32 protein-coding genes are annotated in these 25,681 nt (G+C 60.6%); 28 read left to right on the forward strand and 4 right to left on the reverse strand.

The genetic code is table 11. The annotated features are described in order from the left end of the window. Positions 1 to 57 precede the first annotated feature (57 nt). The 23 genes from AD665_RS15805 (at position 58) to recX (ending at position 18,702) form a co-directional block, all read left to right on the forward strand. On the forward strand, positions 58 to 2,136 hold the full coding sequence (locus tag AD665_RS15805; protein WP_053192747.1) for a phage tail tape measure protein: 2,079 nt from the start codon (positions 58 to 60) through the stop codon (positions 2,134 to 2,136). After that, complete coding sequence (locus tag AD665_RS15810; protein WP_053192749.1) at positions 2,136 to 2,519, forward strand: phage tail protein; 384 nt, start codon at positions 2,136 to 2,138, stop codon at positions 2,517 to 2,519. Before AD665_RS15805 ends, AD665_RS15810 begins: the two co-directional genes overlap by 1 nt. After that, entirely contained in the window at positions 2,512 to 2,724 is a 213-nt protein-coding gene (locus tag AD665_RS15815; protein ID WP_024779063.1) for a tail protein X, read from the forward strand. The genes AD665_RS15810 and AD665_RS15815 overlap by 8 nt, the downstream gene beginning before the upstream one ends. 9 nt (positions 2,725 to 2,733) lie before the next feature. Further along, on the forward strand, positions 2,734 to 3,750 hold the full coding sequence (locus AD665_RS15820) for a contractile injection system protein, VgrG/Pvc8 family (RefSeq protein WP_024779064.1): 1,017 nt from the start codon (positions 2,734 to 2,736) through the stop codon (positions 3,748 to 3,750). 451 nt (positions 3,751 to 4,201) lie between these two features. After that, on the forward strand, positions 4,202 to 4,786 hold the full coding sequence (locus tag AD665_RS15825) for a phage tail terminator protein (protein WP_024780164.1): 585 nt from the start codon (positions 4,202 to 4,204) through the stop codon (positions 4,784 to 4,786). Further along, positions 4,783 to 4,965: a DUF2635 domain-containing protein gene (locus AD665_RS15830; RefSeq protein ID WP_007907211.1), complete on the forward strand. Its 183-nt coding sequence runs from the start codon at positions 4,783 to 4,785 to the stop codon at positions 4,963 to 4,965. Before AD665_RS15825 ends, AD665_RS15830 begins: the two co-directional genes overlap by 4 nt. Further along, a complete protein-coding gene (locus AD665_RS15835) occupies positions 4,965 to 6,461 on the forward strand; it encodes a phage tail sheath subtilisin-like domain-containing protein (protein ID WP_024780163.1) in 1,497 nt (498 codons plus the stop codon). Before AD665_RS15830 ends, AD665_RS15835 begins: the two co-directional genes overlap by 1 nt. Positions 6,462 to 6,527: 66 nt before the next feature. Beyond that, positions 6,528 to 6,875, forward strand: coding sequence for a phage tail tube protein (locus AD665_RS15840; protein ID WP_024780162.1), 348 nt, complete (start codon positions 6,528 to 6,530; stop codon positions 6,873 to 6,875). Beyond that, positions 6,872 to 7,168: a phage tail assembly protein gene (locus AD665_RS15845; protein WP_024780161.1), complete on the forward strand. Its 297-nt coding sequence runs from the start codon at positions 6,872 to 6,874 to the stop codon at positions 7,166 to 7,168. Before AD665_RS15840 ends, AD665_RS15845 begins: the two co-directional genes overlap by 4 nt. Before the next feature lie 130 nt (positions 7,169 to 7,298). After that, positions 7,299 to 8,795, forward strand: coding sequence for a phage tail tape measure protein (locus AD665_RS15850; protein ID WP_024780160.1), 1,497 nt, complete (start codon positions 7,299 to 7,301; stop codon positions 8,793 to 8,795). Then, positions 8,782 to 10,020, forward strand: a complete 1,239-nt coding sequence (locus tag AD665_RS15855) for a DNA circularization protein (RefSeq protein WP_053192751.1) — start codon at positions 8,782 to 8,784, stop codon at positions 10,018 to 10,020. Before AD665_RS15850 ends, AD665_RS15855 begins: the two co-directional genes overlap by 14 nt. Before the next feature lie 3 nt (positions 10,021 to 10,023). Then, the gene (locus AD665_RS15860; protein ID WP_053192753.1) at positions 10,024 to 11,064 is read left to right on the forward strand and encodes a phage baseplate assembly protein; all 1,041 of its coding nucleotides are present in this window, start codon (positions 10,024 to 10,026) and stop codon (positions 11,062 to 11,064) included. A 178-nt stretch (positions 11,065 to 11,242) separates the two neighbouring features. Next, positions 11,243 to 11,752: a phage baseplate assembly protein V gene (locus AD665_RS15865; RefSeq protein ID WP_024780157.1), complete on the forward strand. Its 510-nt coding sequence runs from the start codon at positions 11,243 to 11,245 to the stop codon at positions 11,750 to 11,752. Next, positions 11,752 to 12,150, forward strand: a complete 399-nt coding sequence (locus tag AD665_RS15870; RefSeq protein WP_053192755.1) for a phage GP46 family protein — start codon at positions 11,752 to 11,754, stop codon at positions 12,148 to 12,150. Before AD665_RS15865 ends, AD665_RS15870 begins: the two co-directional genes overlap by 1 nt. After that, positions 12,140 to 13,180 (forward strand): baseplate J/gp47 family protein, encoded by a 1,041-nt coding sequence (locus tag AD665_RS15875; RefSeq protein ID WP_053192757.1) that lies wholly within the window; start codon positions 12,140 to 12,142, stop codon positions 13,178 to 13,180. The genes AD665_RS15870 and AD665_RS15875 overlap by 11 nt, the downstream gene beginning before the upstream one ends. Beyond that, the gene (locus tag AD665_RS15880; protein WP_024780154.1) at positions 13,168 to 13,767 is read left to right on the forward strand and encodes a YmfQ family protein; all 600 of its coding nucleotides are present in this window, start codon (positions 13,168 to 13,170) and stop codon (positions 13,765 to 13,767) included. The genes AD665_RS15875 and AD665_RS15880 overlap by 13 nt, the downstream gene beginning before the upstream one ends. Positions 13,768 to 13,777: 10 nt before the next feature. Beyond that, positions 13,778 to 14,755: a gp53-like domain-containing protein gene (locus AD665_RS27405; RefSeq protein WP_122319407.1), complete on the forward strand. Its 978-nt coding sequence runs from the start codon at positions 13,778 to 13,780 to the stop codon at positions 14,753 to 14,755. A gap of 12 nt (positions 14,756 to 14,767) precedes the next feature. Beyond that, a complete protein-coding gene (locus AD665_RS15885; protein WP_024780153.1) occupies positions 14,768 to 15,289 on the forward strand; it encodes a DUF4376 domain-containing protein in 522 nt (173 codons plus the stop codon). A 291-nt stretch (positions 15,290 to 15,580) separates the two neighbouring features. Further along, the gene (locus AD665_RS15890) at positions 15,581 to 16,006 is read left to right on the forward strand and encodes a cell wall hydrolase (RefSeq protein WP_024780152.1); all 426 of its coding nucleotides are present in this window, start codon (positions 15,581 to 15,583) and stop codon (positions 16,004 to 16,006) included. Then, positions 16,003 to 16,518, forward strand: coding sequence for a lysis system i-spanin subunit Rz (locus tag AD665_RS15895; protein WP_053192759.1), 516 nt, complete (start codon positions 16,003 to 16,005; stop codon positions 16,516 to 16,518). Before AD665_RS15890 ends, AD665_RS15895 begins: the two co-directional genes overlap by 4 nt. A 71-nt stretch (positions 16,519 to 16,589) precedes the next feature. Beyond that, entirely contained in the window at positions 16,590 to 17,090 is a 501-nt protein-coding gene (locus AD665_RS15900) for a CinA family protein (protein ID WP_053192761.1), read from the forward strand. Between the two features lie 83 nt (positions 17,091 to 17,173). After that, complete coding sequence (gene recA, locus AD665_RS15905) at positions 17,174 to 18,226, forward strand: recombinase RecA (RefSeq protein WP_024780149.1); 1,053 nt, start codon at positions 17,174 to 17,176, stop codon at positions 18,224 to 18,226. An 8-nt stretch (positions 18,227 to 18,234) separates the two neighbouring features. Beyond that, positions 18,235 to 18,702, forward strand: coding sequence for a recombination regulator RecX (gene recX, locus AD665_RS15910; protein ID WP_024780148.1), 468 nt, complete (start codon positions 18,235 to 18,237; stop codon positions 18,700 to 18,702). A 45-nt stretch (positions 18,703 to 18,747) separates the two neighbouring features. Here recX and AD665_RS15915 read toward each other — a convergent pair whose 3' ends face one another. Beyond that, positions 18,748 to 19,866 carry an LOG family protein gene (locus AD665_RS15915; RefSeq protein WP_024780147.1) on the reverse strand — a complete coding sequence of 373 codons (1,119 nt, stop codon included), beginning with the start codon at positions 19,864 to 19,866 and terminating at the stop codon, positions 18,748 to 18,750. Between the two features lie 235 nt (positions 19,867 to 20,101). Between AD665_RS15915 and AD665_RS15920 the strand changes: the two genes are divergently transcribed. Continuing rightward, positions 20,102 to 20,302 carry a hypothetical protein gene (locus tag AD665_RS15920; RefSeq protein WP_024780146.1) on the forward strand — a complete coding sequence of 67 codons (201 nt, stop codon included), beginning with the start codon at positions 20,102 to 20,104 and terminating at the stop codon, positions 20,300 to 20,302. Positions 20,303 to 20,345: 43 nt separating this feature from the next. On the opposite strand, the gene AD665_RS15925 is transcribed toward AD665_RS15920, so the two are convergent. Continuing rightward, positions 20,346 to 20,768, reverse strand: a complete 423-nt coding sequence (locus AD665_RS15925) for a PA3611 family quorum-sensing-regulated virulence factor (RefSeq protein WP_053192763.1) — start codon at positions 20,766 to 20,768, stop codon at positions 20,346 to 20,348. Between the two features lie 185 nt (positions 20,769 to 20,953). Here AD665_RS15925 and AD665_RS15930 point away from each other — a divergent pair, with 185 nt between their 5' ends. The 3 genes from AD665_RS15930 (at position 20,954) to AD665_RS15940 (ending at position 22,961) form a co-directional block, all read left to right on the forward strand. Further along, positions 20,954 to 21,700, forward strand: coding sequence for a tRNA-uridine aminocarboxypropyltransferase (locus AD665_RS15930; protein WP_024780144.1), 747 nt, complete (start codon positions 20,954 to 20,956; stop codon positions 21,698 to 21,700). Between the two features lie 173 nt (positions 21,701 to 21,873). After that, the gene (gene erdR, locus AD665_RS15935) at positions 21,874 to 22,527 is read left to right on the forward strand and encodes a response regulator transcription factor ErdR (RefSeq protein WP_024780143.1); all 654 of its coding nucleotides are present in this window, start codon (positions 21,874 to 21,876) and stop codon (positions 22,525 to 22,527) included. Between the two features lie 71 nt (positions 22,528 to 22,598). Continuing rightward, positions 22,599 to 22,961, forward strand: a complete 363-nt coding sequence (locus tag AD665_RS15940) for a diacylglycerol kinase (protein WP_024780142.1) — start codon at positions 22,599 to 22,601, stop codon at positions 22,959 to 22,961. A gap of 1 nt (position 22,962) precedes the next feature. Here the strand turns inward: AD665_RS15940 and AD665_RS15945 are convergent, their stop codons facing one another. Next, on the reverse strand, positions 22,963 to 23,889 hold the full coding sequence (locus AD665_RS15945) for a LysR family transcriptional regulator (RefSeq protein WP_053192765.1): 927 nt from the start codon (positions 23,887 to 23,889) through the stop codon (positions 22,963 to 22,965). A gap of 121 nt (positions 23,890 to 24,010) precedes the next feature. On the opposite strand from AD665_RS15945, the gene fpr reads away from it, so the two are divergent. After that, positions 24,011 to 24,790, forward strand: coding sequence for a ferredoxin-NADP reductase (fpr, locus tag AD665_RS15950; RefSeq protein WP_003198368.1), 780 nt, complete (start codon positions 24,011 to 24,013; stop codon positions 24,788 to 24,790). Positions 24,791 to 24,981: 191 nt separating this feature from the next. Here the strand turns inward: fpr and tsaA are convergent, their stop codons facing one another. Next, on the reverse strand, positions 24,982 to 25,680 hold the full coding sequence (gene tsaA, locus AD665_RS15955) for a tRNA (N6-threonylcarbamoyladenosine(37)-N6)-methyltransferase TrmO (RefSeq protein ID WP_053192767.1): 699 nt from the start codon (positions 25,678 to 25,680) through the stop codon (positions 24,982 to 24,984). Between the last annotated feature and the right edge of the window lies 1 nt (position 25,681).

Consider the following 25,681-nt stretch of genomic DNA (forward strand, 5'->3'; position numbering starts at 1 on the left):
TTGCGCCGTTACGACATCGCGATCACTCGCCTTGGCGTGAAACAGGAGTAGAGCGGGATGGCAGACAGTAAATATTCGCTGTCCTTTGCGGCGAGCACCGATATGCCGACACTCGGCGGTGTGTCTGAAGCGTCGGGGCTGAATCTGGCATTGAGCACGGCCAGTCTCGACATCCGGCTGCTGGTGTCGGAGCAAATGAAACTGCGGGAGACGCTGGCATCGCTGAACACCACGCTCTTGGCGCAACAGTCATTGCTCAAGGCGAATGCAGTGGTGCCAGCGACGAGTGCGGTGCCTAAGTCGAAGCTCAGGGCAGAGGTCGATCAACTGGCGCCTCCTGGTGTCCTCAAGCCTGCAATGGCGATGCAGACGGCCATGGTCGACCTGAACCAGAAGCTGCAGCTGTCACCGGAACAACTGCAGGTGATGTCCAACGAAAACCAGAAGATCGCCGCTGAAAAGCAAGCCGCATCCAGCGGGGCGACCGCTGTGCAACTGGCGCAGATCCAGCTGGCGGCGATCAACGCGGGGCTGCTCAAAGACGTCAAACCCGAAGACCGCCAGCAAGTGCTGACGGATTTCGCCCGCGACAGTGTGGTGATGGCGTCGGCCTACAGGATTGAGGTGCTGAACGCCGGCGCGCTCATGGCTGGCTTGCGCACTGGCTTGAACTTGGATCGAGGGAAAAGTCTCGAATTGGCTAACGCGGCCAACCGCCTTGGCGCCAGCGCCAGTTTGAAAGCCTCGGCGGCGGACATCGGTTCGGTTGCCCAGCGCGGTGGCGAGACCGCCATCGCGGCGGGCATGACACCTGAGCAGGTCGCCGCCATTGCGGCCGCGCTGTTGAGCGCCTCTGTCGGCAAGGACGAAGCGGGCGCCTCCCTGAAGACCCTGGGCGCCGCGTTGGGCAAGGGCGACAAGGTCACGCCGGAGCAGCGAACGGCCTGGACTCAACTGGACATCGAGCCGGGGGCGCTGGCCAGCAGGCTGCGCACGGATGCATCGGGCGCGATCAAGGATCTGCTGGCGGCGTTGCAGAGCAAACCTGCCGAGCAGCAGAGCTCATTGCTCAAGACGCTGTTCGACGGCGACGAGGGCATCGGCAAGTTGCTGAAGTCGCCCCAGGATCTGAAGACCGCGCTCACCGTGGCATCCGATAAGGGCGATGGAGACAAGGGATCGATGGCCCAAACCGCCGACGCGCTGGGAAACACCTCGCAAGCGCGCTGGAATGCACTGGATGCCAGCGTGACCCGTCTCGATACAGCGATTGGCAGCGCCATCACGCCCATTACCGATCTGGCGATGCTTGGCGTGGACGCGCTGGCGACGGGGTTGAGCGCTGCGGCCGAGTCGCTGCCGAAAGTCACCGCGGCGTTGGCCTTGTTTGGCGCGGCGCTCGCGTCACCGTTTCGCAGCGCCATTCTGGACAAAGTGACGTCGGGCGTTGCCTCCACCCGTGAGGCACTGCTGAAACCGGACGCAGCCATCCAGCCACCGGCAAGCGATGCGCCTGGAACTCAAGCCAAGGACGGCGGGCAGAAGCAACCGGACGCAGGAAAAGCCCGAACTTCCCGCCCTGATATGCGCAGCCGACTGGCAATCTCCGCAGCTCGAGCGAGAACCTTCACCGGCAGGCTGGGCGCGCCCCTGGCGCTGGCCAGTGCCGGCTACGACGGTATCAAAGCTCTTGAGGCCGGTGATTACAAGGCCGCTTCAGGCGCGGCTGGAGCCGGCCTTGGTGGGCTGGCAGGCGGTTATGCCGGTGCCGCCGCCGGCGCGATGCTGGGCAGTTTCGTTCCGGTGATCGGCACCGCGATCGGTGCATTGGTCGGCGGTGCGCTGGGTTCCTATTTCGGTAGCGAGGGCGGTGAATCCCTGGGCGAGGCTATCTACACCGGGGGTGATCGCCTCAAGTCGCCGGAACAGGTCAGCAAAGACCTCACCAGCAGCCAGACCAGTACCCAACAAAACACCATGACCGCCAACATCTACATCAATGGTCAGGACCAGGCCAGCGCCAGTCAGTTGGCCAATCTGGTGGTGCAGCAGATTACCGGCCAGTTCGGCCTGACAACCATGCCCAACTCACTGGCCATGCGCAGTGACGCGGCCCTGACCGACGGAGGTACGTGATGCGTCAGCAAATGGCACTCGGCAGTTTCATTTTCGGGCTGTCGAGAAACTTCGCGTACCACTCGCTGGTACGCACCTCGGATGGCGGCTGGAAGAGCATCGACATCCTTACCAGCAAACCCAAGTCCAGCCAGGTCGGCCAAGGCCTGCAAGGGCTGACGATCACGGGCAAGTCGATGTACGCGACCGCCATGGATCGGCTCGATGAGCTGCGTGCATTGCAGGCCTTGCGCGTGCCTGTGCCGTTGGTGGATGGCATCGGGCGCAACTGGGGGTTTTGGCAGATCAACAAGGTGTCGGAAACCCAGACTGAGGTCATCGATGACGGTACGGCGATGGTGGTCGGCTGGGTGATTGAATTGACGGAGTTCGCCAATGCGTAGGGTTCGAAGTATCGCCGGTGATTCGGTGAATCTGTTGCTGTACCGCGAGCTTGAGTGTTGTGACGATGCCTCCGAGCAAGCGCTCTGGCTGCTCAATCCCGGACTGGCCGAATGGGGCCCGGTACTGCCGGCGGGGGTGTGGGTTGCCTTGCCGGAGGTGGATCTGAAACCCGTTGCACCCGCACCGGTATCGGCTTGGGATTAAGGAGGCAACATGTCACTGGGTTTCACGCCAGCAGTAGAAATCTATGGTGCGAATGCGGCACTGCTCAATGAGCGCTTGCTCAGTTGGACCCACGTCGACGCGGCGGGGATCGAGTCCGATCAGTTGACCCTCGTCATCAGCCTGGAAGGGCTTGAGGGGTTACCCAGCCTCGGCGGAAAAATCGGTCTGCGGGTGGGTTATCTGGAGTCCGGACTGGTGGACAAGGGGGAGTTCGTCATTACCCGGCGCACGCCGACGCTGTTTCCCCTGCGCTTGACGTTGGTGGCCATGGCCGCGCCGTTCAGTGCGGCGGACCAGACCGGATTCAAACAGCGTCGGTCCGTCAGCCATGGCCCGACGACCCTGGGCGCACTGTTCCGTGAACTGACCGCCAGGCATGGTTTTTCGCCGCGTGTGGCGCCGGAGCTGTCGCTGATAAAAATTGGGCACATCGACCAGTCCAACGAAACCGATATGGGCTTCCTGACGCGCTTGGCCCATCGGCATGACGCCGTCGCCAAACCGATCAACGAATGGTATGTGCTGGCTCGGCGTGGTCAGGCGAAGTCGCTGTCGGGCAAGGTTTTGCCGCAGATCAAGCTGTCGGTGACGACGAACAATCGTCCTGGAGATCAGGCTTTTATCTCCGCCGTCCTCGATGAAACCGCCCGGGCGAAATACCAGGGCTGCAAGACCCGTTGGTGGGATGCGGCGGCTGGCAAAGTGCAGGTGGAGGAAAGTGGCATCGCGCCGTTCAAGATCCTTCGACAGCATTTCCAGAGCGCAGAAGACGCCCGCGCCGCCGGTGAAGGCGAAGTGCGCAGGCTGATGCGCGAAGCCCTCAAGGTTGCCATCGAATGCCCCGGCAACCCGGGGTTGTCCGCCGAAGGCATCGTCCTGCTGGACCCGACCTGGCCGGATTTCATGCGCGGCCGCTGGTCGATCGACAAGGTCACCGCCACGGGTGACCGGGAAAAAAGCTATCGCTGCAAGATCGATGCAACCTGCCTCGACGCCAAGGCCTGATTCTCACCCAGGATCGCCCTCAATCACGACATCCGGGAATGACGCGGGGTCTGTGGGAGCGAGCCTGCTCGCGATGAGGTCGGCACATCCAACATCCATTTCGACTGACCCACCGCCATCGCGAGCAGGCTCGCTCCCACCCTGGATCGTTGGCGATCACAGCATTCGGGAACACCACCGGACCTTTGTGGGAGCGGGCTTGCTCGCGATGAGGTCGGCACATCCAACATCTATCTCGACTGATCCACCGCTTTCGCGAGCAAGCCCGCTCCCACCCTGGATTGCTGGCGATCCCAGCATTCGGGAACACCACCGGACCTTTGTGGGAGCGAGCCTGCTTGCGAAGACGTCGGCACATCCAACATCTCTCTCGACTGACCCGCCGCTTTCGCGGGCAAGCCCGCTCCCACAGGGCTTCTGACTTTACTTGCCTATCACCGGAGCACTCTCCATGAAGATCACGCCGATCCTCACGCAGTTGCGTGAGCAATGCCCAACGCTCGCCAGTCGAGTGGTCGCGGGCCTGGACCTCGTTGCGTTGCAAGCCGGCACGCCCCTGCAAACCCCATGTGCCTATGTTCTGTCGAGCACCGATGTGGCGAGCCGGAACACGGCACAGAACGTCACGCTGCAAACGGTGCGTGACCGTTTCGACGTTGTGCTGGTGCTCGATGCCAGTGACCCGACAAATGCGCTGGATCTGCTTCACGACCTGCGAGCCGAATTGTGGCGCGGATTGGTGGGGTTCAAGCCCGGCGCCACTTACTCCGGCATCGAATACGACGGCAGCGAACCGGTCTCGATCAACAGCGGCCGCGGGTTGTTCCGGCTGCGCTTTTTCACCGAGTTCCAGCTGGGCCGCAATCTGGCGAGCCAGCCTGCCGAAAGCTGGCACGAACGTGAACTGGACGGCTTGTCGTCCTTTACCGGGGCCACCGTGCGGGTCGATGCCATCGATCCGGCGGACCCCAATCTGAAACGTCCCGGCCCCGATGGGCGCCTGGAGCTGACTTTCTCTGGAGACGTAACCCCATGAGCAAACGCATCACCGTGCTGCCGGCCCCGGGCCGTGTGGTACCGGACCCGGAAGCGGGCGATCTGTTGCCCCTCGAAGGCCGCGAAGTGCCAGACAACGCCTGGTGGCGTCGGCGTCTGGCCGATGGCGATATCACAACCAAAGCCGTGAAAGCGGCCAAACCACAGGGAGCCAAGTAATGGCGATCGGATTCAGCAACATCCCCGCGGACATTCGTGTTCCGCTGTTCTACGCCGAGATGGACAACTCGGCCGCCAATAGCGCGTCGTCGGCCATGCGCCGGTTGATCGTCGCTCAGGTGAACGACAACATTGTCCCGGCAGACGTCGGAAAACTGGTGCTGGTCTCCAGCGTGGCCTTGGCAAAAAGCATCGGCGGTCAGGGCTCGATGCTCGCCTCGATGTACGAAACCTGGCGCAAGACCGACCCGCTCGGCGAAATCTGGTGCCTGCCGCTGCACAACGTCGAAGGTGCCATCGCCAACGGCGTGCTGACCTTCACCGGTACCGCCACCGAAAGCGGTGCGCTCAATCTGTACGTCGGCGGCGTACGTGTCCAGGCAGCCATCGTCAACGGTGCCACAGCGGCCCAGGCCGCCACGGCACTGGCGCTGAAAATCAACGCGACAGCCGATCTGCCAGTGACCGCCGCGGCCGTCGACGGCGTCGTGACCCTCAGCGCCAAATGGACCGGCGACAGCGGCAACGACATCAGCCTGCAGTTCAATCGCCTGGGCAAGAGCAATGGCGAAGACACCCCTGCGGGCTTGACCACTGCGATCACCGCCATGACCGGCGGCGCTGGCGTACCGGACCAGACCGCCGCCGTCGCGGCCCTGGGTGACGAGCCATTCGAATTCATCGCCATGCCGTGGTCCGACCTGTCGAGCCTGAATACCTGGCAAGCGGTGATGGATGACAGCACCGGTCGCTGGTCCTGGGCCAAGCAGTTGTTCGGCCATGTCTACAGTGCCAAGCGCGGCACCATCGGCACTTTGGTGGCGGCCGGCCAGGCGCGCAACGACCAGCACATGACCATCCAGGCCCTGGAGCCGGGCGTGCCGCAACCGTCGTGGGTCCAGGCCGCCGCACTGGCAGCCCGCACTGCCGTGTTCATCTCGGCCGACGCCAGCCGTCCTACCCAGAGCGGCAGCCTGCCGGGCCTGGATCCGGCACCGGCCAGCGAACGCTTCACCCTGACCGAGCGCCAGTCGCTGCTCAACTACGGTATCGCGACCGCCTACTACGAAGGCGGCTACGTGCGTATTCAGCGTTCCATCACCACGTATCAGAAAAATGCCTTCGGCCAGGCTGACAATTCCTACCTGGACAGCGAAACCATGCATCAGTCGGCGTTCATCGTGCGTCGTTTGCAAAGCGTGATCACCAGCAAATACGGTCGCCACAAACTGGCCTCCGACGGTACCCGTTTCGGCGCCGGCCAACCCATCGTGACCCCGAGCACGATTCGCGGCGAGCTGATCGCCCAGTACGCCAAGCTCGAGCTGGAAGGCCATGTGGAAAACGCCGAGTTGTTCGCCGAACACCTGATCGTCGAGCGCGACAGCCAGGACCCGAGTCGGGTCAATGTGCTGTTCCCACCGGATTACATCAACGGCCTGCGGGTGTTCGCGCTGCTCAACCAGTTCCGTCTGCAGTATGACGCTGCTGCCTGAGTGTCGTGTTTGAACGCATGAATTCAGCCCACCCCGCGTGGGCTTTTTATTTGAAGGAGAAACACCATGGGTCAACTGATCGCGGGCACCTGCTACGTCAAAGTGGACGGCGCTCAACTGACCATCAACGGTGGCTGCGAAGCGCCGTTGATGTTCACCAAACGTGAAACCGTCGTACCGGGTTTCTACAAGGAAACCGACATCGCTCCGTCCTTCAAGGTGACGGCGTTGCACACCGCGGACTTCCCGCTCAAGCAACTGGTGGCCGGCACCGACATGACCGTCACCTGCGAGTTCAGCAACGGCAAGGTCTACGTGCTGGCCGGCGCCTACCTGGTGGAAGAACCAGTGTCCAAGGGCGACGACGCCACCATCGAGCTGAAATTCGAAGGCATCAAGGGGACCTGGCAATGAGCGATATGGTGACCTTGCGCGTGGCCATCGAGGCCCACGGCGAGCCATTGAACGAACTGACCCTGCGCCGTCCGACGGTGCAGGAGGTCCGGGCGATCAAGGCGCTGCCGTACAAGATCGACAAGAGCGAGGAGGTGAGCCTGGACATGGACGTCGCGGCCAAATACATCGCGGTCTGCGCCGGCATCCCACCATCGTCGGTCAACCAGCTGGACCTGGCCGACCTCAACGCGCTGAGCTGGGCCGTTGCGAGTTTTTTCATGAGTGCGGCGTCGCAGCCATCGGCGACCTGATCGCAGCCGCCTATGACCTGGCCTGGTTCTGGAAGGTTGACCCCGAACAGATGATGGCCAGGCCACTGGATGTGCTCCGTGAATCCCTGGAGCACGCGCAACGGATCAATGCGATGCAGCAGGTGCAGTGATGGCAGACACACAAAAGGTAGAGAAAAAAGCGGTGTTGCTGACCGGCATCGACGAGCTGTCGCCCAAGCTCGCCGGCCTTCGGGCGAAGGTCCAGGGCTTCAAACAGAACCTCGATGCGACCGGTCTTGGCAGCCTGGATATTTCCGGGCTGCTGCCGGACGGGGGGATCGCCAAACCGTTCATGGACGGGCTCAAGTCGGCGCTGGCGTTCAAGGGTGAAGTCGTGGACGTGAACGCGGCAGCCAGCGCAGTCCAGGCACCGGCAGCGCCGTTGGTGGCGGCGCAAGGGCTGGATGGATTGAAGACGTCCATCAGCAATGTGTCGTTGCAGTTCGGCTCGGCGTTGGTACCCGCGGTCAATGCGTTGACGGTTGGTCTACAGCCGATGATCGGCGGTGTGGCCCAGGTGCTGCAGGACAATCCGCAACTGGTGCAGGGCCTGGCAACGGGCGCCGTGGCGTTCAGTGCGATGCAGACGGCGGTCAGCGGTGCGAGCCAGGCCCTCGAAGTGGTCAGCCTCGCCCTGAAAATGAACCCTATTGGCCTAGCTGCCATGGGCATCGCCTTGGCGGCTGGGATGATCATCGCTTACTGGGAACCGATCTCGGCGTTCTTCGCCGGGCTCTGGCAAAGGCTTGCGCCCATCGTTCTGCCAATGGCTGAGTTCTTCAAGACGCTGTTCGCCTTTACCCCGATGGGGCAGGTGATCAGCAACTGGGGGCCGATCAGCAGTTTCTTCGGCGCGCTGTGGAATGTGCTCGTGGCGGCGGCGACGCCCATCATCGGCTTTATGCAGACGTTGTTCGCTTGGTCGCCCCTGGGTTTGATCATCAATAACTGGGGCCCCCTGACCGGGTTGTTCTCGGCCATCTGGGATCTGCTCAAGGCCTTGACCGTGCCGGTGATGGACGCGCTCCAGGGCCTTTTCAACTGGACGCCGTTGGGCCTGATCATGGCCAACTGGGGCACCCTTGTGGACGTCTTCGCCGGAATCTGGGAAGGCCTGCGCAATCAGGTGTCGATCATGTTGGCAGTGTTCGGCGGGCTATTCGACTGGTCGCCCATCGAGGGCCTCACGAAGCAGTGGGGGCCAGTGAGTGAGTGGTTCAGCCAGTGGTGGGACGAGCTGCAGAGTGTGATCGCGCCGATCAAGGCGTTCTTCAACGGTGGTTTTGGCGAGGTCATCACCACGTTTACCGGCAAGGTCCAAGGGCTGACCGACGCGCAACAGAAGACCAATGCCGAGGGCAAAGGTGAACTCGCGCCGGCGCTTTTTGGTAGCGCCGGTGCGCTGCCGCAGACCTCCAGTGCGTTGGTGCAACAAAGCGCCGCGAACAGTCGCACCCAGCTTGAAGGCGGCCTGACCGTACGCTTCGAAAACGCGCCGGCCGGTTTGCGCGCCGAGCCACCCCAGACCAACCAACCTGGCCTGGCGGTGAGTTCGCGTATCGGTTATCGCTCTCTGTCCGCAGGAGGTTCCAATGAGCTGGCGTGATCGTTTGTTGCCGGCGTCGTTCCGTGGCGTCGGGTTCTGGGTCGACCAGGCGAAAACCCCGGTAGGGCACAAGGGCCAGTTGCATGAATACCCGCAGCGCGACCAACCGTTTTTCGAAGGGCTGGGCCAGCAGGCGAAGATCCATGAACTGACCGCGTTTATCGTCGGCCCCGACTGCCTGGAGCAGCGTGACAAACTGCTCAAGGCGTTGGAGCAGGGCAGCGGCGAGCTGGTGCATCCTTGGCTGGGACGGATGCAGGTCAAGGTCGGCGAGTGCGACATGACCCAGACCCGCCAGGACGGCGGGCTGGTCACGTTTGCCCTGAAGTTCTACCCCGACCAGCCACTGCAATTTCCTTCGGCGGCGATCAACAGCCAGAAACTGCTGCTGGTGTCGGCTGATAGCTTCCTGGGTTCGGCGGTGCGGCGTTTCGAAGACGCGATGAGCTTGATCAAGGCCGCGCGGATCGGCATCGCCGACCTGCGCAACAGCCTCAAGGAGGTCTACGGGGTTATCGAGCAGGAGCTGAAGCCGTTGATCGAGGTCTATGGGCAGCTCAGCGATCTGGTCAAGGCGGTAAAGGAGCTGCCCAAGGAAGTGGCGGCCGAGTTCAAGGGATTGTTGGGGGACATCCGGGAGCTGAAGGACTTTGCCCGTGACGGCTATCGCGGCGTGATTGCCAGCGTGTCGCAACAGGTCGAAGCCATCCGTCAGGCGGACGCGCCCAAACTCACCACCGGCAAGGACACCACGGCGGCGGCCCAGGCGTTGGCCGACCTGGTCCAGGACACGCTGCTGGTCCAGGCCGCGCAATGGATTGCGGCGATGCCCGTGGCGGCGCCGGTGGTCAAGCTCGGTGCCACGCCTTCGGTGGCGCAGCAGGCCGTGCAGCCGATCCAACGCCGGGATGTACCGGTGGCCGACGATGTCCTGGCCCTGCGTGATGCCCTCAACGAAGCTATCTGGCAGGCCTCCCTCAAGACGGGTCCAGATCACTATCAGGCGTTGAACCACCTGCGCCAGCAAATGGCCGCGCACCTGACGGCGGTGGCCTCATCGGGTGTTCGGTTGATCAACCTGTCGTTCAAGCAAAGCCTGCCGGCACTGGTGGTGGCCTATCAGCAATTTGCCGATGCCACCCGGGTGACCGAAGTGATCCAGCGTAACGGTGTGGCCCACCCAGGTTTCCTGCCGCCCAACGACCTGAAAGTCTCGGGGGAGTAAGCCATGAGCGAGTTCGATAACGTCGTCACGCTCACCGTCGGTGGGCTGGACTACGGCGGCTGGAAAAGCGTGGAAATCAGTGCGGACCTGGAGCGGCAGTTCCGCACCTTCAAACTCGACATCACCTGGCAATGGCCGGGGCAGATCCAGGCGGTGCCGATCCGTCCCGGTGATGAATGCCAAGTGCGCATCGGTGCCGACCTGGTGCTCAGCGGCTACGTGTTCAAGGCTCCGGTCAGCTATGACGGGCGCCAGATCACGCTGAGCATCGAAGGGGGGTCCAGAACCCAAGACCTGGTGGATTGCGCGGCGATCAATCGTCCGAGCCAATGGCGGGGGCAGACGGTGCTGAGCATTGTTCAGGCCCTGGCCTCGCAATATGGCGTGGGGGTGGTCAGTGAAATCCCGGAAACGACGCGTTTGAGCGAGCACAGCATCGTGCCGGGAGAAACCGTCTTTCAATCCATCGACCGTTTGCTGACGTTGTTCCGGGTGTTTTCCACCGACGACGCCGAAGGCCGCGTGCTGCTGGCCAAGCCCGGCAGCGCAGGGCGGGCCAGTGATGTGCTGGAGCTGGGCAAGAACATTCTTTCGGGCAACGCGCCGATGGACTTCAGCCAAGTGTTTTCCGAATACCGAGTCATTGGCCAGCACAAGGGTAATGACCAGCAGAGCGGGACGGCAGTCAGCGAGGTGTCGGGCACCGCCACCGACTTGGGTTTCAAACGCAAGCGGGTGACGGTGATCAGCGAAAGCGCCCAACTGACCTTCGAGCTGGCCCAGCAACGAGCGGACTGGGAAAGCGCCATCCGCTCCGGCCGCGCCCTGACCACCACCTACCGCGTGCAGGGCTGGCGCCAGGCCAATGGCGACTTGTGGCGCCACAACAGCCTGGTGCGGGTGATCGACCCGGTGCTCGGGTTCGACGGCGACATGCTGATTTCCAAGGTGAGTTATTCACTGTCCGCCCAAGGCTCGGTCACCACCTTGCAAGTCGCCCCGCCCCATACCTTCGACGCAAACCCGGTCAAGCCCAAGTCCTGAGCCCGGCAGCGCCCACCTGTGAGAGCAGGCTCGCTCCCACCCTGTTCCGAGGGCGACCACAAAATCCCCGTCCACCACAAATCCCCTGTGGGAGCGAGCCTGCTCGCGATGGCGGCGGCCCAGCCACCGATCACTTCGACTGACAGCCCGCCCCAACCCGATTTCCGAAGGAACCCCAATGAGCCTACTGACCCGCCTACTGGCGCGCGGCACTGTCGTGCTCGCCAATTCGGCTTCCAAACTGCAGTCGCTGCAGATGCGCCTCACCGCGGGCGAAGTGAACGACGACATGGAACACTTCGAACCCTACGGCTTCACCAGCAACCCGCTGGCCGGCGCCGAGGGCATCGCCACCTTCCTGGGCGGCGACCGTTCCCATGCCGTGGTACTGGTAGTCGCCGACCGCCGCTTTCGCCTCAAGGCCCTGGCCCCCGGCGAAGTGGCGATCTACACCGACGAGGGCGACAGGATTCACTTCAAGCGCGGCCGTGTCATCGACATTGACACCGCCACCCTGAACATCCGCGCCAGCAGCGCGGTGAACATCGACAGTCCTGTCATCAACCACACCGGCAAGATCATTTCCCAAGGCGACCAGATCGCCGGCGGCATCAGCCAGATCAAGCATGTGCATGTCGGCGTACAGCCCGGCACCGGCCAGACCGGCACGCCGGCGGGAGGTCAGTGATGTTCATCAGCCAGAACCTGCACGCCGCGTTGACCCGATCGGTACTGATCAGCCTGTTCACCTGGAGCCGCGCCGCTGACGACGATGCCGTCGATGACGAGGAACGTTTCGGCTGGTGGGGCGACACTTTTCCTACGGTCGCCGATGACCGCATCGGCTCGCGGCTGTGGCTGCTGCGCCGGGTCAAGCTGACCCGCCAGACCCAGCTCGACGCCGAGTTCTACGCCCGCGAAGCCCTGCAATGGCTGATCGACGACGGCCATTGCAGCGCCATCGACATCATCAGCGAACGCCTCGACGCCCAGCGCTTGAACCTGCGCACCATCCTGACCCTGGCCGATGGCCGGCGCCTGGACATCAATCCCGATAACAGTTGGCAGGTGACCTATGCCGTTTGAAACCCCTTCGCTGCCGGTGCTGATCAAACGCACCCAAAGCGACCTGGCCAGCGATTCGCTGCGCCAGTCCGATGCCCAAGTGTTGGCCCGTACCCTGGGCGGCGCAGCCTATGGCCTGTACGGCTACCTCGATTGGATCGCCGAGCAGATCCTGCCGGACAAGGCCGACGAATCCACCCTGGAGCGCATCGCCGCCCTACGGCTGAACCAGGCGCGCAAAGCCGCTCAGCCAGCCAGCGGCACCGTCAGTTTCACCGCAACCGCCGGGGCGGTGCTGGATGTCGACACGCTGCTGCAATCGGCCGATGGTCGCGCCTACAAAGTGACCACCGCCCGCACCACCAGCAACGGCCTCAACACCACCACCATCGCCGCGCTGGAGGCCGGCAGCCTGGGCAATGCCGATGCCGGCCTGGCGCTGACGCCGGTGCAACCGATCCTCGGCATCTCCGGCAGCTTCACCGTGCTGGCGCCGGGGCTGACCGGTGGCGTCGCCCGGGAAAGCCTCGAATCCCTGCGGGCGCGGGTGATTCGCTCCTACCGTATCATCCCCCATGGTGGCTCGGCCCAGGACTATGAAACCTGGGCTCTGGAATGTGCTGGCATCACCCGCGCCTGGTGTCGTGGCAGCTACCTGGGGCCCGGCACTGTCGGCCTGTTCGTCATGCGTGACGACGATCCGCAGCCGATTCCCAATGCCGAGCAACTGGAGGAGGTCCGGGCCTACATCGAGCCCCTGCGCCCGGTGACCGCCGAGGTGCATGTGCTGGCGCCGGTGCAGGTCCCGGTGACCTACAGGCTGCGTATCACCCCTGACACCAGCGCCGTACGCGCCGCCATCGAGGCCCAGTTGCGCGACCTGCACAACCGTGAAGCCGGCCTCGGCGAAACCCTGCTGTTGACTCACATCGCCGAAGCCATCAGCAGTGCCACTGGTGAAACCGACCACACGCTTACTGCGCCCGCCGCCGATGTGATTGCGGCGAGCAATCAGTTACTGACCTTCGGAGGCTGCGTATGGCTGGAATAAGAACCGCCGGGGAATACCAGGCCCAACTGCGCAGCCTGCTGCCCAGCGGGCCGGCGTGGGATCCGGAGCGCGTACCGGAACTGGACGAAGTGCTGCAAGGCATCGCCCAGGAATTGGCGCGCCTCGATGCGCGTGCGGGTGATTTGCTGCATGAAATGGATCCGGCGGGTGTGAGTGAGCTGGTGCCGGATTGGGAGCGGGTGATGAACCTGCCGGACCCCTGCCTGGGGGCCACGCCGCTGTATGACGATCGGAAGTTGGCGGTGCGTCGGCGGTTGTTGGCGGTCGGCAGCCAGGCTGCGGCTTACTTCGTCACCATCGCGCGCAGCCAGGGTTACCCCAACGCGAATGTGACCGAGCACCGGGCACCGCGCATGGGGCTTTCGCGGTTTGGTCAGACGCATTTCGGAACATGGCAAGTGCAATTCATGTGGACCCTCAATACTGGCGGACGCCTTTCGCTCGGGCGCTGTTTCGGCGCTAGCTACTGGGGCGAACGATTCGGCATGAATCCAGGGTCTGCGCTGGAGTGCCTGATTCATCGCAGTACGCCGGCACATACGAAAATTCATATTAATTATGACTAAGGAGTAGAGAATGGATTATCCAAAAAGTGTTCCCAGCGCTGGGTTGGCAAATGGGAAATTCGTAGACGAAGACCAAATAGCCGGAGCCCCCGGATCGCTGATCCCTGCTCAGTGGGGTAATGCCGTAACCGAAGAGTTTTTGAATGTCATTTCGTCCGCCGGCTTCTCCCCAGACGAGGACAATAATGCTCAGCTCCTAGCTGCGATCAACGCAAAAATCGCCGCTGCGGTCCCTTCTTCTCCACCGGACGCTTCGGCGACAGAGAAAGGGCTCGTAGAGCTCGCTAATGTTGCTGAAACTCAGGCCGGCAAAGATACCCAGCGCGCGATTACTCCTGCCGTTTTAAGAGTGGCGTATGGGCTCGGCGACTCGATCTTGGTGTCAGATTTAAATGATGCTACTACTGGCTATTTTTATGCTTCTCCAAACGCATCTAATAATCCAGGTAGCACTATTGTTTTTGGGGAGACTCGAGGAAGTAGTGGGTCGGTCACCAAAATACAGATTTGCATGGATGTTACAACTCGGATTGTCTATAAGCGGGCATACAGTGGCAGCTCATGGACTCCTTGGAGTTTCATTGTTGATTCAGGTGCTTTCGCCTCAGAAACAACCGTCGGTGTTGCCAAAGTTGCCACTCAATCATTAACAAATGCTGGAGTAGATGATGCAACCATCGTGACTCCAAAGAAGCTGCGCGCAGGGTTCAGTTCTCTTTTTGCTGCCAATGGTTATGTCGCGTTTCCGTCTTGGTTGGGGGGGCTAATCATCCAATGGGGTAGTGTAACTAGGACCGGAGTAGGGAGTATTTCTTACAACTTTCCGTTGACCTTTCCTAATGCAGTATTTCAAGCCGTGGTTAGCAACTTGGATGCTAACGGCGTAGCTGATACAGGCGTGCCTTCCTTGTCAACGACACAGATAACGATTAGCTACGACACTTCTTCTGCGGTCGCGGGTGTTCGTTACATTGCAATAGGTAATTGATCGGAGAATAAAATGGCTGGAAAATACGTAGTGGTAGATTCAAAAGGTCTGGTAGTCAAGCAACTAATCGATAATGTCCACCAGATACCCGATGGGGCTTTTAGGGTAACAGACGAACAATGGTTGGAAATCACCCAGCAGACAGGAGGGGGCTGGTTTCTTCAAACAGACGGGAGCTTCTCGCACGTCATAACCCCCCTGACAGGCGATGATATTGCCGCGTTAATCGCAAGCACTAGGTACGCCCATGAAACCGCGGGTACCAATGTCGAGGGTGTATCAATTGATACGAAGCGGGGCAGCCAAGCGCTTATAACTGGAGCAACGCTGTCGGCAATGATGGATAGCGAATATGTATGTGCTTGGAAGACAGCTGATGGAATGGTCAATTTGACTGCTTCAGAGTTAATCGGCATTGCGAATGCGGTACGCGCTCACGTGCAGGCATGCTTCGATCGCGAGGGTGAGTTACTTGTCGCACTGGCTGATAAAAGCTTTACGCACAGCATGCTTGAGGAGGGATGGCCCGTTTAGCGGGGCGCCAGCTCGACAGTTATCACGATTTCGCAGATAACGGTGGTGAAGAGGCATTGTTTTTTGTTCTTTGGCGCGCCGTTATTGATCTTTTAGTATTTTATTAGGTGGGAATACTGATGTTGGCTGGCATAAGATGTAGGCATTATTAGTGGGTGTCAGTTATTGGATGGTGGTAGATAGTGATGAGTGTGGAGCTTGTCGGTGGCTGGATTACTCACTATCGAAGTTATTGGCTGAATTCAAAGATGCTCAGCTGACGAGCGTGCTTTGTTTCGTCTGGAGAAAGTTATGGCTGTTTTCGAGAGTGACCGCGACATCCTCGCCGGTACTTTGTGGGCAGAAGCAAGGGGGGAAGGCCAGGTCGGACAGATTGCCGTGGCCTGGGCTATTCGCAATAGGGTGGAAGATGAAAAAGCTAAGTCTTGGTGGGGAGAAGGCTATGCTGGCGTTTGCCTGAAGCCATACCAATTCAGTTGTTGGAACAAAAACGACCCGAACTATCCGTTCCTGATTGGTGTCAAGCCGATCCCTCCGAGGCAATTTGCCCAAGCTCTGCGGGTGGCTGAGCTGGTGATCGTTGGCAGGGAGCCTGACCTCACGAGAGGCGCGACCCACTATTACGCAACAACTATGGCGAAGCCTCCAGTATGGGCAGCCAAGGCAACGCGGACTCTACGCCTGGGTAGTCACATATTCTTCAAGGATGTGCCATGAGTTTCTTGAACCTTAAGGTTTGGCCTATAGGTGGGCTTATTATCGTGTTACTAGTTGTGGGCGCGACATGGACAGTTCAGGGTTGGCGTTACGAGAAACGCCTGGCTGAGCAAATCGGCCTTCATCAGTCTGACCTGAATAAGATCAGCAGCGTGGCCGTGACCCAGTTACAGGCGGAGCAGAGCAAACGCCTCGTCCTGGAACAACAACTCTCCACCAGCGAACAAACCCACTACCGAGCCCTGATCGATGCCCAACATGACCAGGATCGCCTGCGCGATCGCCTTGCTACTGCCGATGTCCGGCTGTCAGTCCTCCTCGATGCCAGCGACGCCCCCGCCGGTTGTGCGGTGCCTGCCGCCGCCAGCACCAGCGGCATGGATCATGGTCCCCTACGCGCCCGACTTGACCCGGCGCATGCTCAACGAATTATCGCCATCACCGACGAAGGCGACCGCGGATTGATCGCCTTGCAGGCCTGCCAGGCCTACGTCAAGGCGTTGGGTCAGTAGTCCGGTGAGCCTTGCAAGCTGCGAATGCTCGTGTACGGTAGGCCCCAATTGCGTCGAATCAGGAGAGCATCATGGATGACATCACCGAACTGGCGGCTGAGCTGGGCAGGCGCCTGCAATTGCTCAATGCCCATGTGACCACGGCCGAATCCTGTACCGGTGGCGGGATTGCCGAGGCGATCACCCGGATTCCGGGGAGTTCGGCTTGGTTCGAGGCGGGTTATGTGACCTATTCCAATCGCCAGAAAACCCAGCAACTGAATGTGCCGGACGAGCTGTTCGAAAAGGTCGGGGCGGTCAGTCGTGAGGTGGTCGAGGCCATGGCGCGGGGTGCCCAGCGGAAAAGCCTGGCGCGGTTTGCCGTGGCGGTCAGCGGCGTGGCCGGGCCGGACGGTGGCTCGCCGAGCAAGCCGGTGGGCACCGTGTGGCTGGCCTGGGGCGTCGGTGACAGGGTCGTCAGTGAGCAGCGATTCTTTCCGGGCAGCCGTGACGAGGTCCGCCGACAGACGGTGAAGGCCGCGCTAGAGGGGCTGCTGCAACATGCCGCCGTAGAAATCTCAAATCAGGGGTAGGCGATCCTGAATCGCTGTGGAATAATACTGGCTACTTATACAGGTGTTGGCCGCCAGGCCTTATTGATTACGTGAGGACTTTAATGGACGACAACAAGAAGAAAGCCTTGGCTGCGGCCTTGGGTCAGATCGAACGTCAATTCGGCAAGGGTGCCGTAATGCGTATGGGCGATCAGGACCGTCAGGCTATTCCTTCCATCTCCACCGGCTCCCTGGGCCTGGACATTGCGCTCGGCATCGGCGGCTTGCCAAAAGGTCGTATCGTTGAAATCTACGGTCCTGAATCCTCCGGTAAAACCACACTGACCCTGTCCGTGATCGCCCAGGCCCAGAAAGCCGGTGCGACCTGCGCCTTCGTCGACGCCGAACACGCCCTGGACCCTGAGTACGCCGGCAAGCTGGGCGTCAACGTCGACGACCTGCTGGTGTCCCAGCCGGACACCGGCGAGCAGGCCCTGGAAATCACCGACATGCTGGTGCGTTCCAACGCGGTTGACGTGATCATCGTCGACTCCGTGGCGGCATTGGTACCCAAGGCTGAAATCGAAGGTGAAATGGGCGACATGCACGTGGGTCTCCAGGCTCGCCTGATGTCCCAGGCCCTGCGCAAGATCACCGGTAACATCAAGAACGCCAACTGCCTGGTGATCTTCATCAACCAGATCCGCATGAAGATCGGCGTGATGTTCGGCAGCCCGGAAACCACCACCGGTGGTAACGCGCTGAAGTTCTACGCCTCGGTTCGCCTGGACATCCGCCGTACCGGCGCGGTGAAGGAAGGCGACGAGGTGGTCGGCAGCGAAACCCGCGTCAAGGTCGTGAAGAACAAGGTCGCTTCGCCGTTCCGTCAGGCCGAGTTCCAGATTCTCTACGGCAAGGGCATCTACCTCAATGGCGAGATGATCGACCTGGGTGTGTTGCACGGTTTCGTCGAGAAGTCCGGCGCCTGGTATGCCTACAACGGTACCAAGATCGGTCAGGGCAAAGCCAACTCGGCCAAGTTCCTGGCGGATAACCCGGAGGTTGCCGCAGCGCTCGAGAAGCAACTGCGTGACAAGCTGCTGAGCCCGGTTGCCGACGTCAAGGCAGTGGCCAGCCGCGAAACCGCTGACGACATGGCCGACGCTGATATCTGATCGATTCGATGACCGTGGTACTCGATACTCTCGTCGCGGTGCGGCGAACCGCGATGGACCTGCTTGCCAGACGCGAGCACGGTCGAGTCGAGCTGACGCGAAAACTGCGTCAGCGCGGCGCTCCTGATGACTTGATCGAAACGGCCCTCGACCGCTTGACGGAAGAGGGCCTGTTATCGGAAAGCCGATATCTCGAAAGTTTTGTCTCTTATCGCGCCCGCTCCGGCTACGGTCCGTTACGAATTCGTGAGGAGCTCGGCCAGCGCGGTTTGCAACGTACGGATATCGAACAGGCCTTGCGTGAGAGCGGGATCGATTGGCAGGATCAGTTAACGGATACCTGGCGTCGAAAGTTCTCCGGGCATTTGCCCATTGATGCGCGAGAACGGGCCAAGCAAGGGCGTTTCCTGGCGTATAGAGGCTATTCCATGGAAATGATCAACCGCTTGTTCAGCGGTCGTGGACTGGATGATTGAGTAAAACGGCCCGCTATTTCGATAGCGGGCCGTTTTATTATGGGTTCAGGTTACCTTGATGGGTTCCCATGTCAGAGGGTGCGCCTTGGAGGAGGGTTCCGCCCAGTTTTCTGGCAGGTTGATATAGTCCACCAATTCTCTTAATCGGCCTTGGTTGCGCGCATTGAAGTTGAACGCCAGTCGCGTCAAATGGCTGAACGAGGCCTCGTCCTGTTCTTCGCCACTGTAGCCTTGTTGATAAAAACAGTCGTTCAGGCACAGGTCGGCGAACTCAATCTGTATTTGGGCCATGGCCTGTTCGCTGAGTTTATGGTTCATGCGGATCACGAACTGATGCTTGAGCCAGCGGCTGGAGTGGAAGTTGCGGTAGAACTGGTTGATTTCTTCCACTGCGTCTTCAGCGCTGTGCACCAGCCGCATCAGTTTCATGTCGGTGGGCAGGATGTAGCGGTTTTCTTCCAGTTGCTCGTGGATGAAGTCCAGGGCGCTCTGCCAGAACCTGCCCCCTTGTGCGTCCAGCAGCACTACCGGCACCAGGGGGCTTTTACCCGTCTGCACCAGCGTCAGGACCTCCAGGGCTTCATCCAGGGTGCCGAAGCCGCCCGGACAGAGCACCAGGGCGTCTGCCTCCTTGACGAAGAACAGTTTGCGCGTGAAGAAAAAGTGGAACGGCAGCAGGTTCGGCGTGCCTTCGACCGTCGGGTTTGCGTGCTGCTCGAAAGGCAGGATGATGTTGAATCCCAGGCTGTGTTCCCGGCCAGCGCCTTCATGAGCAGCGGCCATGATGCCGCCGCCGGCTCCGGTGATGACCATCATGTCCGAGCGGGCCAGCGCCGCCCCCAGTTCCCGGGCCAAGCCGTACAGTGGATGTTCGATGGGTGTTCGGGCCGAGCCGAAGACGGTGACTTTGCGTCGGCCCTTGAATTGTTCAAGCGTGCGAAATGCATGTTCCAGCTCTCGCAGTGCCTGCAGGGTGATCTTGGCATTCCAGCGGTTGTGATCTTCCTGGGCCATGCGCAGCACGATCAGGATCATGTCGCGGTAGATGGGAAGGTTCGGGCTGTCGGGTGATACAAGGTTGAGTTGCTCTTCGACCTTGCGGGTGAGGTCGTGGCCGTGGTTCTCAAAATGACGACTGAGCTGGTCATTCGGTTTATAAGGCATTCAGCTACTCCTTCTTACTTCTGAATCCTAGACCCTCGCGTTGATCTTCGCTGCCTTGATCATGGCCCTCAAAAGTGACAGTTGGCAACAAGCAACGAATGACCACACCGCTCGTCAGAATACTGGCCGGGTATGTGCCGCTCTGATTTACTGATAACAGGCGTGCCATGCAATTCGATGCCCACGGTTGGGCCACGAGATGGATTGAGATAGATCGGGCAAGGAGGCGGGAAAGATGACCAGGGTAACTCTGGAACTCGACAGGCAGCTGTATCTGGCGCTGTTGGAAGCGGCTCAGGCCAATCGGGTCAGTCTTGAGGAAGAATGTTGCCGCCGTCTGGAAGGCCGGGCTTGGCGCTCGCGCTATTTACAGGCACTGGTGGCGGAGCTGCGCGCCGATGATGAGCAGCGGCGCGACAGTGGCCTGTGTGGCTGATCCATGAGTCAGATTGATCGGACAGGCCGCTGGCTTGGGTTGATTATTTCCTGGTCTTGGCCGGTTTCGGGCAATCCGATTCCTTGAAGCGTTCGGTGGCGACCGGGCGATTGGTCTTAACCTCGGTGAACTCGTAGCGCATGGTTGCGCCCTTGGCCATCAATTTGCGGAAACCCAGGTTGGTACAGACTCTGGCACCCAACTGGAAATACACAGCCTTGGGATCAGCGCGCATTTGCTGGGCATGGCTGCTCTGCACGCTGAGGTGGTTGATCAACTCGGTGCCTTCGACGGTATAGCCTTGGTCGAGAATGTCTTCGTTGATTGCCCGCGGAGTGCCAACGCTGCTTTGTGCGGCGACGTTCTGCAGCATCTTGTTCAGTTCGAGTTCTTTCAACGAAGCAGCCTGAGCGCTGAAGGACGTAGCCAGCAGAACGGCAACGGTAGGGACGATAAGGCGCAGCATGAAACTCTCCTGGTTCAGTGACGGCTATTTCGACCGGTCACGTGACTGTGCGTTCAGTGGCGGCGAATTATAGGGGAGGCCGGGTGGGACGGTACAGGTTTGCGCGCTCTGGTAGACTGCCGGCCATTATTGCCCTGCCGAGTGTTGTTTGTGTCGAGTTCTTTTGTTCGTCGGCGTTGCCCACGATGAATCATGCCCCTAACGCCGTAGCCCGCCTGCGCGACCAGCGCATCGATGAAGGCATCAAACCGCTGCAGGCCCGTGGCTGGCGCGCTCCTCGATGCAGCGCCTGCCGGGTGATCGAGAGCCACTGCCTGTGCGCCTGGCGTCCGAGCGTCGAAACCCGTTCCGGGGTCTGCCTGATCATGACCAACAAGGAAGTGTTCAAACCGAGCAACACCGGCTGGCTGATCGCCGATGTGGTGCGTGACAATCATGCCTTCATCTGGTCGCGCACCGAAGTCGACAAGCAACTGCTGGCGCTGCTCGACGACCCGCAATGGCAACCCTACCTGGTATTTCCCGGCGAATACGTCGAGCCATCGCGCGTCACCCAGACGGTGGATCTCGATCACTCCAGACGCCCACTGTTTATTCTGCTGGATGCAACCTGGACGGAGGCACGCAAGATCTTCCGCAAGAGTCCGTATTTCGACCGCTTGCCGATCCTCAGCCTGCAGCCCGACAAGCTGTCGCGTTACCGTTTGCGTCGTTCGACCCGCAGCGAGCATCTGTGTACCGCCGAAGTGGCTGCGCTGTGTCTTGAACTGGCCGGGGACAACGACGCCGCGTCTGCCCTGGATGCTTATTTCGATGTGTTCAGCCAGCATTACCTGGGTGCAAAACGGCAGCAGGAGATGGATGTGTCGACGCCGGCTCACGCTGAGCTGCAACCCTTCATCCGCGCGTGCCAAGCAGTATCGGCCCAATAGTGGCGCATACTCAGGACAGTGATGGCCGTGCTGCTTGACCACCCCGGCTTCGCTGGGCATGCTTGGCGCCGACCAGGGAGCGGCCGAAGTTCGAAACGCTGCGCGGTGTCTTGAGTTGTTTTGGCGAGGCGCGATTGCATCGGGTCTCCCATAAAAACAGGATCATTTGAAAAATGGCCACATACGAAATCCTGATCGCCGATGACCATCCGCTCTTTCGCAGCGCGTTGCATCAGGCAGTGACCTTGGGCCTCGGCCCGGCTGTCCGGCTGACGGAGGTGGCCAGTATTGCGGAACTGGAGGCCCGGTTGACCGAAAAGGCCGACTGGGACCTGGTCCTGCTGGATCTGAATATGCCTGGCGCGTACGGTTTTTCCGGGCTGGTGCTGTTGCGGGGGCAGTATCCGCAGATACCCGTGGTGATGGTGTCCGCCCAGGAAGAGGCTTCGGTGATGGTCAAGGCCCGGGAGTTCGGTGCCAGTGGGTTCATACCCAAGTCGAGTTCCCTGGAGATGATCCAGCAGGCCGTGAAGAAAGTCCTGGACGGCGATGCCGCCTGGCCACCCCAGGCGTTCGAAGTGGTGAGCGTGTCCGAGGAGGCCAAGGCGGCCAGCGAAGGCCTTGCCAGTCTCACGCCACAGCAGTTCCGAGTGCTGACCATGGTCTGCGAAGGTCTGTTGAACAAGCAGATTGCCTATGAACTTAACGTGTCGGAGGCCACCATCAAGGCCCATGTGACGGCGATTTTCCGTAAGTTGAATGTGCGTACCCGGACCCAGGCGGCCTTGTTGCTGCAACAACTTGAGTCAATTTCACCGCAGTCATAGCGTATTTATTCACGCTTTTTTGACTAGTGTTGAATTAGCTTCCCCACTTCTTTCAATCAGTTGCCCATCCTATGTCTCCTTTTAAAGGCCAAACCGGCCTGAAACGCATCCTGAATGCTTCCGGCTACTCTCTGGACGGCCTGCGCGCTGCCTTCACCGGTGAAGCTGCATTCCGTCAACTGGTGCTGCTCAACGTCATCCTCATTCCGCTGTCGTTTTTCCTGAACGTCAGCCGTGTCGAGCAGGCGATGCTGATTGCGGTCTGCCTGCTGGCATTGATCGTGGAGTTGTTGAACTCGGCAGTGGAGGCGGCCATCGACCGCATTTCCCTGGAACTGCACCCCTTGTCGAAAAACGCCAAGGACATGGGCAGCGCCGCCCAGCTTGTCGCCTTGACCATGATTGCCCTGGTGTGGGGGCTGGTGCTTCTTTAAATCAGGCAATGGCCGGCAGCACGATTTCGTCGCTGCGCTGCGCCCCGGCGGTGAATGCCCGACACAGCTCGAGGAATTCGCGCATCGCCGAGGTCTGGTACTTCTGCTTGTGCCAGATGAAATAGAATTGCCGCGCCAGATCCATGTCCGGTGTCTCCACCGGCACCAGGCTGCCGCGCCGGAATGCATCGCGCAACGCAAGGCGTGAGATGCAGCCAATCCCCAAACCGGACTCCACGGCGCGCTTGATGGCTTCGGTGTGTTCCAGCTCCAGGCGGATGTTCAGGGCGCTACGATGGTGGCGCATGGCTTGGTCGAACGTCAGGCGGGTGCCGGAACCCTGTTCCCGCAGGATCCATGCCTCATGGGTCAGCTCCTCCATGGTCGCCTGACCGCGCTTGGCCAGCGGATGCTGGGGGGCGCAGAACACCACCAGTTCGTCCTCGACCCAGCTCTGTACTTCGATGTCCGGGTGGCTGCAATCGCCCTCGATTAGACCCAGATCAATTTCATAGTGGGCAACCTGGTGCACGATATTGGCAGTGTTCTGCACGTGCAGCTTCACCTGGCTTTCCGGATGGCGCTGCATGAAACCGCCGATCAGCAGGGTCGCCAGGTAATTGCCGATGGTCAGGGTCGCACCGACCGCCAGTGAGCCGAAGCCGGACTTGCCGTTGAGCAGGTCTTCGATCTCCTTGGCCTGGTCCAACAGCGCCACGGCCTGGGGCAGCAGCTGTTTACCCAAGGCATTGAGGCTCAGGCGCTTGCCGGCGCGGTCGAACAACTGGCAGCTGGATTGTCGTTCCAGTTCGGTAATGGAGGTGCTGGCGGCCGATTGCGACAGACTGAGCTGGCCCGCAGCACGGGAGACGCTCTCTTGCTGGGCGACGGCGACGAAGACCTGGAGTTGACGTAGAGTAAATCGCATATCGATATAACCGATAACCCTTATCTTAATAATTCAGTTAACAGATATTGTCGTCGCCATTAGAATGCGATGCAAATGCGCATATAACGACGCAGGCAATATTCCCAGGAGTCCCACGTACATGAGCAACATGAACCACGAGCGTGTCCTCAGTGTTCATCACTGGAACGACACTCTGTTCAGCTTCAAGTGCACCCGCGATCCGGGCCTGCGCTTCGAGAACGGTCAGTTCGTGATGATCGGCCTGCAACAGCCCAATGGCCGCCCGCTCATGCGCGCTTACTCGATTGCCAGCCCGAACTGGGAAGAGCATCTGGAGTTCTTCAGCATCAAGGTGCCTGATGGCCCGCTGACTTCCCAGCTGCAGCATCTGAAGGAAGGCGACGAGATCATCATCAGCAAGAAACCCACCGGCACCCTGGTGCTGGATGATCTCAAGCCCGGCAAGCATTTGTACCTGCTCAGCACCGGTACTGGCCTGGCGCCGTTCATGAGCGTCATCCAGGATCCGGAAACCTACGAGCGTTTCGAAAAAGTGATCCTGTGCCACGGCGTGCGTTACGTCAATGAAGTCGCCTATCGCGAATTCATCACCGAGCACCTGCCGCAGAACGAATTCTTCGGCGAAGCGCTGCGTGAGAAGCTGATCTACTACCCGACCGTGACCCGCGAGCCGTTCGAGAACGAAGGCCGCCTGACTGACCTGATGCGCAGCGGCAAGCTGTTCCGCGATATCGGTCTGCCACCGATCAACCCGCAGGACGATCGCGCCATGTTGTGCGGCAGCCCGAGCATGCTGGATGAAACCAGCGAAGTGCTCAACAGCTTCGGCCTGACCGTTTCTCCGCGTATGCGCGAGCCGGGTGACTACCTGATCGAGCGGGCGTTTGTAGAGAAGTAACCTGTAGGATTTGGTGGCTGACAGGCCGTCATCGCGAGCAGGGTTCTGTGTTGATTCATATCTCAAGAACAACCCTGGACCCTCTGTGGGAGCGAGCCTGCTCGCGATGAAAGCGACTCGGTACAACTGAAAGCACCAAAAAAGCCCGCGTTGCCTGATGAAGGCAACGCGGGCTTTTTCGTTTCTGGTGGTCATGGCCGGGCTGGAACGACCTCCAGCACCCGGATCGACCCCGGTTGTGGGTAATGCCAACGGACATCCACATCCCAGAACTGCGCGCCATACTCCCGTTCTGCTGCAGGAGTCTGGTACGCCGGGCGTGGATCTTGAGCCAGGCATTGTTCGATCAGCTCCACCAAGGGCTCCTCCAGGCGCATGGCGTGGTCTCGCGCCTGAAGCAGCGCTGAGTCTGTCCATTGCACTGCAATCAACTCAGGCGCCGTGCTGGCGATGTCGTTGGTCGCCGAGCCGACGATGTCGGCGTAGGGCACGTAGGGCTTGATGTCCAGCACTGGTGTGCCGTCCAGTAGATCGATGCCCGAGATCCACAGCCGGCCGGCTTCGACCCGTTCCAGCTTGACCACGGACTGGCCGATGCCATTGGGGCGATGGGTGGCGCGGGTGGCAAACACCCCCATGGACTTGTTGCCGCCCAGGCGCGGTGGGCGCACCTTCAAGCGCGGCTTGTCTTCCAGGGCCTGGTGGAACAGGAACAACAGCCAGACGTGACTGACTTGTTCCAGACCCTGCACCGCATCACTCTGGTCGAACGGCGCCACCAGCTCCAGAACACCCCGTGCGGCCGGGGCCAGTTGGGGTTGGCGGGGGATGGCGAACTTCTCCTTGAAGCAGGAGCGGACGAAGCCGATGGGGGACACAGTGTAGGTCATG

Origin of the sequence: Pseudomonas corrugata, from assembly GCF_001269905.1 — a bacterium.
Classification (GTDB): domain Bacteria; phylum Pseudomonadota; class Gammaproteobacteria; order Pseudomonadales; family Pseudomonadaceae; genus Aquipseudomonas; species Aquipseudomonas corrugata.

What these genes read in the sequence shown, in the direction of transcription:
- AD665_RS15805 (WP_053192747.1), top strand. Translation starts at nt 58, where the DNA reads ATGGCAGACAGTAAATATTCGCTGTCCTTTGCGGCGAGCACCGATATG.
- AD665_RS15810 (WP_053192749.1), top strand. Translation starts at nt 2,136, where the DNA reads ATGCGTCAGCAAATGGCACTCGGCAGTTTCATTTTCGGGCTGTCGAGA.
- AD665_RS15815 (WP_024779063.1), top strand. Translation starts at nt 2,512, where the DNA reads ATGCGTAGGGTTCGAAGTATCGCCGGTGATTCGGTGAATCTGTTGCTG.
- AD665_RS15820 (WP_024779064.1), top strand. Translation starts at nt 2,734, where the DNA reads ATGTCACTGGGTTTCACGCCAGCAGTAGAAATCTATGGTGCGAATGCG.
- AD665_RS15825 (WP_024780164.1), top strand. Translation starts at nt 4,202, where the DNA reads ATGAAGATCACGCCGATCCTCACGCAGTTGCGTGAGCAATGCCCAACG.
- AD665_RS15830 (WP_007907211.1), top strand. Translation starts at nt 4,783, where the DNA reads ATGAGCAAACGCATCACCGTGCTGCCGGCCCCGGGCCGTGTGGTACCG.
- AD665_RS15835 (WP_024780163.1), top strand. Translation starts at nt 4,965, where the DNA reads ATGGCGATCGGATTCAGCAACATCCCCGCGGACATTCGTGTTCCGCTG.
- AD665_RS15840 (WP_024780162.1), top strand. Translation starts at nt 6,528, where the DNA reads ATGGGTCAACTGATCGCGGGCACCTGCTACGTCAAAGTGGACGGCGCT.
- AD665_RS15845 (WP_024780161.1), top strand. Translation starts at nt 6,872, where the DNA reads ATGAGCGATATGGTGACCTTGCGCGTGGCCATCGAGGCCCACGGCGAG.
- AD665_RS15850 (WP_024780160.1), top strand. Translation starts at nt 7,299, where the DNA reads ATGGCAGACACACAAAAGGTAGAGAAAAAAGCGGTGTTGCTGACCGGC.
- AD665_RS15855 (WP_053192751.1), top strand. Translation starts at nt 8,782, where the DNA reads ATGAGCTGGCGTGATCGTTTGTTGCCGGCGTCGTTCCGTGGCGTCGGG.
- AD665_RS15860 (WP_053192753.1), top strand. Translation starts at nt 10,024, where the DNA reads ATGAGCGAGTTCGATAACGTCGTCACGCTCACCGTCGGTGGGCTGGAC.
- AD665_RS15865 (WP_024780157.1), top strand. Translation starts at nt 11,243, where the DNA reads ATGAGCCTACTGACCCGCCTACTGGCGCGCGGCACTGTCGTGCTCGCC.
- AD665_RS15870 (WP_053192755.1), top strand. Translation starts at nt 11,752, where the DNA reads ATGTTCATCAGCCAGAACCTGCACGCCGCGTTGACCCGATCGGTACTG.
- AD665_RS15875 (WP_053192757.1), top strand. Translation starts at nt 12,140, where the DNA reads ATGCCGTTTGAAACCCCTTCGCTGCCGGTGCTGATCAAACGCACCCAA.
- AD665_RS15880 (WP_024780154.1), top strand. Translation starts at nt 13,168, where the DNA reads ATGGCTGGAATAAGAACCGCCGGGGAATACCAGGCCCAACTGCGCAGC.
- AD665_RS27405 (WP_122319407.1), top strand. Translation starts at nt 13,778, where the DNA reads ATGGATTATCCAAAAAGTGTTCCCAGCGCTGGGTTGGCAAATGGGAAA.
- AD665_RS15885 (WP_024780153.1), top strand. Translation starts at nt 14,768, where the DNA reads ATGGCTGGAAAATACGTAGTGGTAGATTCAAAAGGTCTGGTAGTCAAG.
- AD665_RS15890 (WP_024780152.1), top strand. Translation starts at nt 15,581, where the DNA reads ATGGCTGTTTTCGAGAGTGACCGCGACATCCTCGCCGGTACTTTGTGG.
- AD665_RS15895 (WP_053192759.1), top strand. Translation starts at nt 16,003, where the DNA reads ATGAGTTTCTTGAACCTTAAGGTTTGGCCTATAGGTGGGCTTATTATC.
- AD665_RS15900 (WP_053192761.1), top strand. Translation starts at nt 16,590, where the DNA reads ATGGATGACATCACCGAACTGGCGGCTGAGCTGGGCAGGCGCCTGCAA.
- recA (WP_024780149.1), top strand. Translation starts at nt 17,174, where the DNA reads ATGGACGACAACAAGAAGAAAGCCTTGGCTGCGGCCTTGGGTCAGATC.
- recX (WP_024780148.1), top strand. Translation starts at nt 18,235, where the DNA reads ATGACCGTGGTACTCGATACTCTCGTCGCGGTGCGGCGAACCGCGATG.
- AD665_RS15915 (WP_024780147.1), bottom strand. Translation starts at nt 19,866, where the DNA reads ATGCCTTATAAACCGAATGACCAGCTCAGTCGTCATTTTGAGAACCAC.
- AD665_RS15920 (WP_024780146.1), top strand. Translation starts at nt 20,102, where the DNA reads ATGACCAGGGTAACTCTGGAACTCGACAGGCAGCTGTATCTGGCGCTG.
- AD665_RS15925 (WP_053192763.1), bottom strand. Translation starts at nt 20,768, where the DNA reads ATGCTGCGCCTTATCGTCCCTACCGTTGCCGTTCTGCTGGCTACGTCC.
- AD665_RS15930 (WP_024780144.1), top strand. Translation starts at nt 20,954, where the DNA reads ATGAATCATGCCCCTAACGCCGTAGCCCGCCTGCGCGACCAGCGCATC.
- erdR (WP_024780143.1), top strand. Translation starts at nt 21,874, where the DNA reads ATGGCCACATACGAAATCCTGATCGCCGATGACCATCCGCTCTTTCGC.
- AD665_RS15940 (WP_024780142.1), top strand. Translation starts at nt 22,599, where the DNA reads ATGTCTCCTTTTAAAGGCCAAACCGGCCTGAAACGCATCCTGAATGCT.
- AD665_RS15945 (WP_053192765.1), bottom strand. Translation starts at nt 23,889, where the DNA reads ATGCGATTTACTCTACGTCAACTCCAGGTCTTCGTCGCCGTCGCCCAG.
- fpr (WP_003198368.1), top strand. Translation starts at nt 24,011, where the DNA reads ATGAGCAACATGAACCACGAGCGTGTCCTCAGTGTTCATCACTGGAAC.
- tsaA (WP_053192767.1), bottom strand. Translation starts at nt 25,680, where the DNA reads ATGACCTACACTGTGTCCCCCATCGGCTTCGTCCGCTCCTGCTTCAAG.